Raw genomic sequence first — 10,501 nt, forward strand, 5'->3', positions numbered from 1 at the left:
TGCGTAGTTAAAGGGTGGAATAGGTGGCGAAGATAGTATGCCTCCGCCAGAACCGGCACGGCACTTGGCCGGCCGCGGCTACCTAAGCGGCTTTAACGGATAATCGTGATGGTGCCGTTTTGCACGAGCCGCTTGCCGGTTTGGTCGGTGGTCTCGAAGCGCCAGATGTAGGCGCCGGGCACGGGCGCCGCCGAGCCAATGCGGCCGTCCCAGGTTTGAGCGCGGGAAGTAGCCTGAAAAACCTGCTGACCATTCCGGTCGATGATGATGAAGCGAAAGGTATCGAGGTAGCGGCCTTTCAGCTCCAGCACGTCGTTTAGTCCATCGGCGTTGGGTGTGAAGGCCGTGGGCACATAGAGTTTCACTTGGCGGGCTACTGCTGCGATGTTGGAGTAGCTGGGCGCCGGCAGACCGGGGGCACTAGCCTCAATGCGGTACCGAACCACCTGCTGCTCCTGGGGTGGCTGCAGATCCAGATACGTCAGGCCTGGGCCCACTGGCCGGCTACTGAGCACCGCGTTGGTAGGAGACAGCGTGATGACCCGGTACGTTACGCCAGCAGTGGCATCGGGGCTGCGGAAAGCAGTCCAGTTCAGGCGAATGGTGGTTCCATCATCGTTGGCGGCCGTGGCTTCCAGCAACACCGGACACATGGGCGCGCTTTCGGCGGATTGGTTGCCGCACGCATCCAGAAAACGAGCCGTGTAGCAGACCGGATCAGTAAGGGAAAAGGCCAGCAGCGAAGAGTCCTGCACGGTGCGTTGGGGCGTAACCCGCAACTCGGTGCCGTTGCGCAGGTAGGTAAGCTGCCCGGCGGTAGGGTTACGCGGTACGGTAGCCGTGAGGGCTACCTGGTTGCGCAGCGTAAACGAGGCAAACAGGCGCGGCGCCGGTGGGGCTAACGTTGAACTGGTGGTAATTGCCACCTCATTGGAGGTGGAAGTAGTGCTGCCCATCGTTAGTGAGAGGCGGTAGCGGTAGGTAGTGCCACACGCCACGGTTGTGTCTTCGTACTGACTAGCCCCCGGCGGCACCTGAAGCTGGATGGTATTCTGGCCATCGGTGCGGCTAAGTGCGTAGGAGCCTGTGCCGGTACTATTCCAGCGCAGTTGATTGCGCCCGTTCTGGGAAGCTCCGGTGAGGGCGATAGTGCACACCGCAGAGGAGGCAGGGTATTGGTTGGCTGAGGTTTGGCAGGCATCCTGGGGTAGCAGGCGGTAGCAGCCTGGCAGCGGGGCGTTGCTGAGCGTGAAGGAGGCAGTGCTGCTCGGGATGGGAGCCACGGTGCGGTAGCCCGCGGGTGCGGCGGCATCGGCAACCTGCAACACGTAGCGGTACTCGGCCTGCAGATTGCTAAACCTAAAGTCAATGGCGGTGCCCTGAACGGTAAGCGTGTTCAGGCTAGGGCGCTGCGGCGGCGGGGGCAGCGTAAACGGACGCGTGCTGCTGCCGCTGCATAAGGTGGCATCCGTGTAGCGAGCCGTGACGGTTACAGAGTTTACGGTGTTAGTAGAGTACAGCTTCGGTACGCCACGCAAGGCCGGCTGCGGGGCATCCGTCCCGACTTGTACAAAATACTGGTCGTAGTTGGTGTCGGTAACCGTAACCTCCACCAAATCAGGAGAGCAGGTTGTCAGGGTGAAGGTAGGCTCAGGCGTTTCCCGAACGGTATAGAGCTGTCCCAATATAACGCCTTGGCTGCTGGTTCCCTGGGTGTTCTGGGTGATAACCAACGAGCCCGGCGTAGTGGGCGTGAAGGTGGTGGCGGTATCCCGGAAGCCGGAGCAGATGATGGAGGAGCCGGTTTGGTAGTAAATCTGGGCGGGGTTGAGGTTTTTGCCGCTACAATCGCGCAGCCGCACGGCACGGCCCACGCACAGCGTAGCAGGCAGCTCCTGTTTCGTGATGGCGTCAAATACTTTAAAGCAGGCTCCTGAATTGGGCGTGTTGCTGCATTGGGCCTGCACCTGGGGGCTTGCCGCCAGGAAGGCCACCACCTGAACCAGCAAAAGTAGCAGTAGTCGTTTCACTGTTCCCATAACGAGGACGATGCAGATTACGTCTGCCCGCGAAACCAAAGTAGCAGGTTTTACCGCGTAAAAAACGCTTTGCCACTGCCCGGGCCCTAGTATTTCATGCCGGGACAGCGGTAGCTACCACCTCTTACTGCCACTCATAGCTGCGGACGAAGGCGGCAGCGGCGTGCAAATCAGGATACAACACCCGGTCTTGCGACACGAACGGGACTTTTTCGCGGAAGGCTACTACTACCTGCTCCAGCGCCTCGGAGGTGCGGGTAGGATGGCGGAACGCCAGAGCCTGGGTCGCATTCAGCAATTCAATGCCTAGTAGCTGCTCTACGTTTTCCACCACGCGGCGGGCTTTGGTGGCCGCGTTGGCGCCCATGCTCACGTGGTCTTCCTGGCCGTTACTGCTCACTACGCTATCCACGGAAGCAGGCGTGCACAGCTGCTTGTTCTGGCTGACGATACCGGCGGCGGTGTACTGCGGAATCATCAGGCCTGAGTTCAGGCCGGGCTCTGCCACCAGGAAAGGCGGCAGGCCCCGTTGGCCACTGATGAGCTGGGTGGTGCGCTGATGCGAAATACTACCTACTTCGGCCGTGGCAATGGCCAGCATATCGAGGGCCAGGGCGAGAGGCTGCCCATGGAAGTTGCCGCCGCTCAGGATGGCATCATCGTCGGGGAAAATGTTGGGGTTATCGGTGACGGCGTTGCACTCGGTTTCTACTACCTGCTGCACATAAGCCAGGGCATCGCGGGAGGCACCGTGTACCTGTGGCATGCACCGGAACGAGTACGGGTCCTGGACGGCGGCTTTCGGCCGCTGCTGCAATTCACTACCCTCCAGCAGCGCCCGAACCCGCTGGGCCACTGCAAGCTGCCCCGCGTGGGGCCGAATCCGGTGCAGGCGCTCATCAAAGGGCTCCTGCAGGCCATCAAACGCTTCCAGGGAAAGTGCCCCGATGACATCGGCGGCGGCCAGCAGGCGGCGGGTGCGCAACAGGCAATGTACGGCGTACGCTAGCATAAACTGCGTGCCATTCAGCAGCGCCAGTCCTTCCTTGGCTTCCAGCACCAGCGGCTCCCAGCTAAATAGGCTCATGGCATCGGCGGCAGCTAGCCGGTACCCTTCATATTTTACTTCGCCCAATCCCAGCAGCGGCAAGCATAAGTGCGCCAACGGGGCAAGGTCGCCGCTGGCACCCAGTGAGCCCTGCTGGTACACCACGGGCAGCATGCCACGGTTATAGAAATCGAGGAGGCGCTGCACGGTTTTTACCTGCACGCCGCTGTGTCCGTAGCTGAGGCTCTGCGCTTTCAGCAGCAGCATCAGGCGCACCAGGTCAGCGGGTACTTCCTCGCCGGTGCCGCAGGCGTGCGACATCATCAGGTTGATTTGCAGCTGCTGCCGCTGCTCACTAGGTATGGCTTGGTTGCAAAGTGCCCCAAATCCGGTGTTAATGCCGTAAATGGCCGCATCAGGAGTCCGTGCCAGGCGCTCCTGCAGGTACTCGTGGCACTGGGCAATGCGCTGGCTGGCCTCCTCACTTAGCACCACCCGCGTTCGGGAGCGCAGTAAATGGTCGAGGGTAGTTAAATCGAGGAGAGAGGAAGGGGCGAGGGCGAAATCTGGGTGCGACATGCGGGTGGGAGCGGGAAATGGCGGAATGCCAAAAATGCCACTTTTCCCGGTAGCGCCCTAACCCGGTTCCCACAAGGTGTTGAGTTCGTGCTCAGGAATAGGCTTCGGTTTCGCGCTGTAGCTTTCTGTCTACTAGGCCAGGAATCCACTCAAACCGCCGCCTGGTTTGATAGAAATGGATTGTGTGCACGTAGGCAAGTAGTTACTAGATGCTGGTTCCTAGTAAACTGTCTTGCGAAGCCAATGACTGTGGTGCCTACATCCATCAGCGGCCCGGGCTATTTCTTCGGCCGCGCGTTGTCGGAGGTAAGGTCTACGATGGAGCTGCTGCCGGCTTCCCGCAACACCCAGTTGCCGGGCTGGCCCAGCCACTCCAGGCCGCCTTCCTCGTTAATCTGGTTAGCAAAATCTAGGGAGCACACATCCAGGCTTTCCGTCTCGACGCGGTTTACGCGCAAGTGCTCTACGTACTGCAACGTCAGCTTGCCGGCATCAATCAGGCGTGGGTGCAGGGCCAGGTTATGGGCCGGCGACGGCATCGCGGCCGAAGGATACAGCAACCCATCAAACGCAGTGCCCAACTCACACGCTTCGGCTACCGCCGCAGAAAGCCGATAATGGTGCGAATTCTGGTCGGAAACTGCTTTTGTAAAAATGCGCGTCAGAAACGCTGCCACTAGCCGTGCTGGCTCAGGCAAGTGTGCCAGGGCCTGCCCCAGCGCCACATTACGGTCGGCGTGGGGGTCGTCGGTGCACTGGTTGGGCTCATAAAAACTTACCAGTCGGAGGGGTGCCCGCGTAATCCAGCGGCTAATGACAATCTGGTCGTTGGGCTGTACACCGGCCTCAAAAAAAGGCGGATGCCACGTGGCGCTGGCGTAAAACATGGCCTGTCCCGCACGGTTCGCCCGCTGATCGTACTGCACGCGTTCCGCCGGCGGATACGACACATCCATCCAATGGGTAGGCCGGGCCCCGGTAACACCCCGATACAACACCACGCCGGCTGGCAGCTCAATGCAGCGCACTGGGTGTCCGGCCAATAGCCGGCGCACGCGGGCTCGGAGTAATGAAATGGAATGACGCCGGAGGTTGAGGTGACGTAGGGCGGCGAGTTGCCGCCGCACACTCGCCCCGGTGTCGGGCAAGGAAGCGAGGGGAGCCGGCATAAGAAAAAAATGGAAACAAAAAGCCTGTCTCGCTTCCTCTTACCATCCGGTAGAGGGGTAGTGAGAGGAAGCAAGACAGGGGAGAATACCGAGCAAAAGCGGCCAGGCGCCTTTAAGCCTGAGCCAGGGCTAGTAGCCTGAGGTACTAGGATACGCCCGGCGCGAAGCCGAACGCTTGGTATAAGGCTGGTTATCAGAAGAAGTACGCCGGCTACGTAGCCAATAAATACCGGCTGCCAGCGCAACCCCGGCGCCTGCTATCCACAGCGGAGCGCTGGATGAGCGAGCGGCGGCCGGTACATGAACTACGCCGGTAGCATCGGCGGTGGCCGGGTGGCCTACGTAGCGCCCTTGGGCTGGCACAGCCAGCTCCTCAAAGCGGTTGGAAAGCTCCTGAAGCTGTTCTTCCAGCTCGTCGCCGCGCATCGGGATGCCATGGCCGGTGGCGGCAATAGCGGGCTTTAGCGCGGCCAAGCCTTCTACCGACTGCCGGGCCTGCACCCAATCGGGGGTGAAATAGGCGGGCGGGCCGTGTACTTCCTGCTGCTGGGTAAACGTCGCCATTCCGGATTCGGCCTTCACGGTTACGAAGGCGTCGCCGGCTATTAGCAGCCGGTCTTCATCCCGAAAAAACGAAACGTGACCCGGCGTGTGGCCTGGGGTAGCAATCCAGCGCCAGCCCGGCAACCCTGGCACCGAGCCATCGGCGGGTAAGGGCTGCACTCTGGAGCCTAAATCAAGCGGGGCTTTCGGATACAGAAACGACATGGCTGCCATGGCGCCGCCGCCAACGGTTGGGTCGGGGGGCGGGTAGGAGGAAAGGCCCGTTAGGTACGGAAGCTCCAGGTTATGAGCAAAAACGGGCACGCCAGGCCACTGCTTCAGCAGATGCGGCAGCGCCCCCACGTGGTCGAAGTGGCCGTGCGTGAGCAGAATGGCCACGGGTGCGTTGCCGGCACCGAAAAGATAATCGGCTTGGCGCTGCACCTTTTTGCCGGAGCCGGGCAGGCCCGCATCCACCAACACCCAGGAGGCAGTAGGCATGGTTTGTTCGCGGATGTAGTACAGATTGGCAAAAACATCGCGGAGTCCCCAAATGCCTGGAACTACCGGAAACAGTGCCGGGGTAGTGGCGCGGTTGGTGCCCAAAGCAGGCTCAGTTTGAGTTGATGGCATGGAAAGGAAGATAAGTTGCTGGAAAACAGAGGGCGCTACCATGGTCACTAGCCCCTACGAACTGCTAAACCCCTGCCTGAAGCGCAAAGCTAATGGCGAGAGTAGCAGCTACTAGGTAGTGTTGGGCGCGCAACCGCCTAAGAGGGCCTGGCAGGGCTGGCTGGCGGTTAGTTGGTAGTGCTGCCCGAGCCGCCGGTGGTAGAGGCCGTGGTGCTGGAACCACTGGTAGAGGCTGTAGAGCCCCCAATGGAGCCGCCCGTAGAGCCGCCGGCAGTGGTGCTACCTGGTGTGGAGTTGCTGGTGGTGGAACCGGTGGAAGCACCAGTACCTTGGGTGGAGGAATTCATACCCGACGAGTCAGTTGACATGTCAGTGCTGCCATTGATATCGACGCTGCCGTTAGCGTCCATATCGCCGCTGCTGGACTCAGTTGAGCTAGTAGAATCGGCTTGCTTGCCGGAGTTGCTGCCGCAGGAGCTTAGCGTCAAAGCAGAGCCTAGTAGGGCAGTGGCCAAAAACTTGAAAGTTGATTGATGCATGAGTAGGAAAGGAAAGTGGTACAAAAACAAGCAAGGCCCAAGCTAAACCCCTTGGAAGTGGGCTGTAATCAGGCTGCCTGCCAAGAAGCGCTGCTCCTGGCTTACCAGAAACAGCATATGCCTGTAAGCGTAGATTGCTTTACGCAGATAGTATTCTGATAATCAGAAGTATCATGAAAAACTTCTACGGATTTTAAAGCAAATGGGTCCGTAGAAATACGGAAGAGTGGCGTAATGCTGTCCGCACAGGCACTCGGTTAGGCGTATATGCGAGGCTGAATGGGTAGGGTATACTGCTCACCGCTTGCCAGCAAGTGTAGCCGAATATCGCGCAGGGTGAATGGGGTATTCGGCGCTATTTCATGGATGTTGGTAGAGCTGCAACTGCGCGCATCAAGCACGATAACGAGTCCGCTGCCCAGCACTTCCAGTTCCTTGCCTTCCGTAACCAGCACGGCAGTATCTTCTTCAAGTCCCATTCCCACACACGCCGGATTAGTAGCCAGAATCTGGGCCATGCGAACAATGCGACCTCGCGCCACAAAGTGGGTATCCACGGCTACATCGTGCAGAAACTCTAGGCCCGTTGTAATATGGATTTCGCCTTTCAGGAAACCCGCGTCGTCGCGGCCCTGATAAATCATGGGGGTGCTCATGGCCGTAGCGCCCGCGCTGGTACCGGCAATAATAAAATTCTGGAACGAGTAGAGCTCGTGCAGGCGATGCTGGAGTAGGGTGCCTCCCAGCAGGGTAGTAAGCCGGAGTTGGTCGCCACCAGTAAAGAGTACACCACCGGCCTTATCTAGTACCTCCAGGATTGCTTCGTCGTTGGCTTCTTTCCGCTCCCGAATATCGAGAACCTTTACGGCTGGCCCACCTATTTTTTTGAAGGCATCGATGTAGTCCTGGCTGGCTTCTTCCGGAATAGAGGAAGCCGTTGGAATGACTACTAGGTGCCCCTGCGAGCCAATCTCTTCAGCTAAGCGGCGCAGAATAGCTTCAGGGGCAAAATTCAGGTTTCGCGAAGCTTCCAGGTCGTTATCGGCTGCGTCGCCCTTGTGTTCGTGGCCCCCTATGAGTAGCAGTTTGCCCTGAGGAACGGGGCAGCTGGCCGCTGGGGATTTAGTAGATTTTTTGGAATTCGCCATGGGGTAGGTGAGCAAGAGCAAGCATCCAAAAACGCCCGCTCAAAGCGGGCGTTTGTTGGGAACAAAACCAGAAAACTGACTTATTCGGCTTTGGCGTTGATGTAATTTTTGGCCAGGTTATTCAACTTGGTATCGGTGTTCTGCTCTTCGTTTAGCGTTTGGCGCAGCAGAGCAGCCGCCTCCGTGTGGCCCAGGCGCTCGGCGTAGTGAGCGGCCGTACCATAGCCCGAAATTTCGTAGTGCTCAATGCGCTGAGCGGCGGCAATCAGGGCGGCGTCCATTACCTCATCAGTAGCTCTTTCCGACATGGTTTCCTGACCTTCCGCAATAAGGCCTTTCATGGCTTTGCAGGTATGGCCGCTCAGGTCGAGGTCCATCATTTTACCGATTTTCTCCAGCCGCTCCACCTGGTTTTCGGTTTCACGCAAGTGAGTTTCAAAGCCCTGGCGCAGGCGACCATCCTTAGCCGAGCTGGCCATCATGGGCATGGCCTTCACTAGTTGAGTTTCGGCGCTGTACAGGTCTTTGAGCTGCATTTCAAACAGATCATCGAGGGTTTCCAGTTTGTCGAACATAGGAGTAAGAATAGGTAGAGTGGAAATGTCATCAGTCCGATTGACTGACTGTCTGTGCATACGGCAGGGGGTAGGAAGTGTTAATGTTCAGGTTGGAGCTAAACCCGATTCCTGATAGCGAAAAATATGCGTCAATGCATTGATAATCAATTATGAATACACATAAGGTTGAGCTTGGTTTAAACGAAAAATGCGTGAAGCACGAAGGATAATATCCGTGCTTCACGCATGTGGTTCGCGCCCGAAAGCGGAGTACTACTTATTGGCCTAGTTCTGCCAATACGGCTTCTAGTGTGAGGGTGCTTTCGTGGCCCGTGCCCAAATTTTTGAGCTTAAACTGGCCAGCAGCGCGCTCCTCTGAGCCTTGCAGCAGCACGTACGGAATGCCCTTCTGGTCGGCGTACTGAAACTGCTTTTTGAGCTTGCCTGCTTCCGGATACAGCTCGCTGGCCACGCCAGCCTCGCGCAGCTGGCGCAGCACCGGCAGCACCGCGGCTTCGCTTTCGGCATCGAAGTTGGCGAGCAAGCAGCGGGTAGTGGTGGCCACAGCTTCCGGAAACAGCGCCAATTCTTCCAGGCAGTCATACAGCCGATCCACGCCAAAGGAAAACCCTACCCCCGAAACGCCCGGCAACCCAAAGGCGCCCGTGAGGTTATCGTAGCGGCCGCCGCCACTCACGCTGCCCATGTTCACGTTATTGATCTTGATTTCGAAGATGCAGCCGGTGTAGTAGCTCAGGCCTCGGGCCAGCGTTACATCAAACTCCAGGTTCTGCCACTTCTCGAAGCCAAAGCTGCGCAGGTAGTTCAGCACCTGCTTCAGGTCCTGCAGGCCTTTGTAGCCGTCGGCATTATCAGGCTCCACAGCAGCCGTGGCAAAGGCCGCGAGCAGGCGCTCCAGCTTCTCCTCAAAGTCGCCGCCTACCCCTAGCAAATCAAACAACCGCTCAATGGCGCTTGGCGAGAAGCCCCGGCCGGCCAGCTCTTTCTCCACGCCCTCACGACCAATTTTATCGAGCTTATCAATGGCCGTAAACAAGTCCGTTTCGGTACCTTCACCGCCCAGCGCCTGATAGAAAGCGCCCAGCACGCGCCGGTGGTTTATCTTGATGGTGTGCTCTGTGAGGCCTAGGCTGGTAAGCACCTCCGACATCATCAGCACAATTTCTGCCTCACACAGCAAGGAGTCGGTGCCTACTACGTCGGCATCGCACTGGTAAAACTCGCGGTAGCGGCCACGCTGGGGGCGGTCGGCGCGCCACACCGGCTGAATTTGGTAGCGCTTGAACGGGAATACCAGCGTATTGCGGTTCATAACCACGTAGCGCGCGAACGGCACCGTGAGGTCGTAGCGCAGGCCCTTTTCGGCTATTTTGGGCAGGATGCGCTTGCTCCGGTTCTCCGCCGCCAAATCATCGGGGGTAACATCTTTGGCGAAATCGCCGGAGTTCAGCACTTTAAACAGCAGCTGGTCGCCTTCCTCACCGTACTTGCCCGTGAGCACCGACAGGTTTTCGAGCGTTGGTGTTTCCAAAGGCGCGTAGCCAAACTTCTCAAACACACGGCGGATTACGCCAAAAATATAGTTGCGGCGGGCCACCACGGCCGGGCCGAAGTCGCGGGTACCGCGCGGGATACTGGGCTTTTGAGCGCTCATCAGAAAAAACAGGATGCGGAAATACGGCCGTAAAATTCACGGTTTTAAACGGATTTTCCGGATTTCTACTTTTCTGCCCGTGCTGTGCCCACAAGTTTACTAGGCCTGAGGCGCGCCTGAACCCCGGTGAGGCAGGTTTCGGCGGGTTACGAGCGCACCTGGTTTATGCCGGCCATGAAGTCAATTTCCTGCATGGCATCCAGCAAGGAAGGCACTAGCAGGGGCTGCGACGCCACATCCAGAAACAGGAAATGGTGTTGGGCTGGCTGGGGTACGTGGCACAAAATCAGGCGCCGGCCCTGGTTGTGCAGCAGAAAAGCATACGCCAGCAGCAAGTCAATAGCTTCTTCAGAAAGCTCATCAATCAGGCTCAGGTCAATTAATACTGCCGCCTTGTCGCTTCGGCTGGCCCGATGCAGGGCCCGAGTCAACTTAATCTCATCCTTAGAAGTGCCATCGGGGGAAACTATCAGCATAAAGCCGTTAGTCAGAATTTCACGATGAACATCCAGCATGCGTACGATGCGATTAAGAAGTATAGATCAACCGATAGTCATACTGAGAAACCGAG

General features: G+C 58.3%; 9 protein-coding genes. All 9 read right to left on the reverse strand.

Going from position 1 to position 10,501, the window contains the following annotated elements; genetic code table 11:
* Positions 1-92: 92 nt before the first annotated feature.
* The 9 genes from ACYVGU_RS04760 to ACYVGU_RS04800 all read right to left on the reverse strand — a co-directional run bounded on the left by ACYVGU_RS04760 (position 93) and on the right by ACYVGU_RS04800 (position 10,445).
* On the reverse strand, positions 93-2,039 hold the full coding sequence (locus tag ACYVGU_RS04760) for a T9SS type B sorting domain-containing protein (protein WP_460621123.1): 1,947 nt from the start codon (positions 2,037-2,039) through the stop codon (positions 93-95).
* A 124-nt stretch (positions 2,040-2,163) separates the two neighbouring features.
* Entirely contained in the window at positions 2,164-3,666 is a 1,503-nt protein-coding gene (gene hutH, locus ACYVGU_RS04765) for an HAL/PAL/TAL family ammonia-lyase (protein ID WP_460621124.1), read from the reverse strand.
* A 278-nt stretch (positions 3,667-3,944) separates the two neighbouring features.
* Positions 3,945-4,835: an RES domain-containing protein gene (locus ACYVGU_RS04770; RefSeq protein WP_460621125.1), complete on the reverse strand. Its 891-nt coding sequence runs from the start codon at positions 4,833-4,835 to the stop codon at positions 3,945-3,947.
* Positions 4,836-4,964: 129 nt separating this feature from the next.
* Positions 4,965-6,011, reverse strand: a complete 1,047-nt coding sequence (locus ACYVGU_RS04775) for an MBL fold metallo-hydrolase (protein ID WP_460621126.1) — start codon at positions 6,009-6,011, stop codon at positions 4,965-4,967.
* Positions 6,012-6,178: 167 nt separating this feature from the next.
* Positions 6,179-6,550, reverse strand: a complete 372-nt coding sequence (locus tag ACYVGU_RS04780; protein WP_460621127.1) for a hypothetical protein — start codon at positions 6,548-6,550, stop codon at positions 6,179-6,181.
* A gap of 257 nt (positions 6,551-6,807) precedes the next feature.
* Positions 6,808-7,698, reverse strand: coding sequence for a cyanophycinase (locus tag ACYVGU_RS04785; protein ID WP_460621128.1), 891 nt, complete (start codon positions 7,696-7,698; stop codon positions 6,808-6,810).
* Positions 7,699-7,778: 80 nt separating this feature from the next.
* On the reverse strand, positions 7,779-8,273 hold the full coding sequence (locus tag ACYVGU_RS04790; protein ID WP_460612200.1) for a YciE/YciF ferroxidase family protein: 495 nt from the start codon (positions 8,271-8,273) through the stop codon (positions 7,779-7,781).
* A 259-nt stretch (positions 8,274-8,532) separates the two neighbouring features.
* Positions 8,533-9,930, reverse strand: coding sequence for a histidine--tRNA ligase (gene hisS / locus ACYVGU_RS04795; protein ID WP_460621129.1), 1,398 nt, complete (start codon positions 9,928-9,930; stop codon positions 8,533-8,535).
* Positions 9,931-10,076: 146 nt separating this feature from the next.
* Positions 10,077-10,445, reverse strand: a complete 369-nt coding sequence (locus ACYVGU_RS04800) for a hypothetical protein (RefSeq protein ID WP_460621130.1) — start codon at positions 10,443-10,445, stop codon at positions 10,077-10,079.
* Between the last annotated feature and the right edge of the window lie 56 nt (positions 10,446-10,501).

This window comes from Hymenobacter tenuis, from assembly GCF_054780495.1.

What these genes read in the sequence shown, in the direction of transcription:
- ACYVGU_RS04760 (WP_460621123.1), bottom strand. Translation starts at nt 2,039, where the DNA reads ATGGGAACAGTGAAACGACTACTGCTACTTTTGCTGGTTCAGGTGGTG.
- hutH (WP_460621124.1), bottom strand. Translation starts at nt 3,666, where the DNA reads ATGTCGCACCCAGATTTCGCCCTCGCCCCTTCCTCTCTCCTCGATTTA.
- ACYVGU_RS04770 (WP_460621125.1), bottom strand. Translation starts at nt 4,835, where the DNA reads ATGCCGGCTCCCCTCGCTTCCTTGCCCGACACCGGGGCGAGTGTGCGG.
- ACYVGU_RS04775 (WP_460621126.1), bottom strand. Translation starts at nt 6,011, where the DNA reads ATGCCATCAACTCAAACTGAGCCTGCTTTGGGCACCAACCGCGCCACT.
- ACYVGU_RS04780 (WP_460621127.1), bottom strand. Translation starts at nt 6,550, where the DNA reads ATGCATCAATCAACTTTCAAGTTTTTGGCCACTGCCCTACTAGGCTCT.
- ACYVGU_RS04785 (WP_460621128.1), bottom strand. Translation starts at nt 7,698, where the DNA reads ATGGCGAATTCCAAAAAATCTACTAAATCCCCAGCGGCCAGCTGCCCC.
- ACYVGU_RS04790 (WP_460612200.1), bottom strand. Translation starts at nt 8,273, where the DNA reads ATGTTCGACAAACTGGAAACCCTCGATGATCTGTTTGAAATGCAGCTC.
- hisS (WP_460621129.1), bottom strand. Translation starts at nt 9,930, where the DNA reads ATGAGCGCTCAAAAGCCCAGTATCCCGCGCGGTACCCGCGACTTCGGC.
- ACYVGU_RS04800 (WP_460621130.1), bottom strand. Translation starts at nt 10,445, where the DNA reads ATGCTGGATGTTCATCGTGAAATTCTGACTAACGGCTTTATGCTGATA.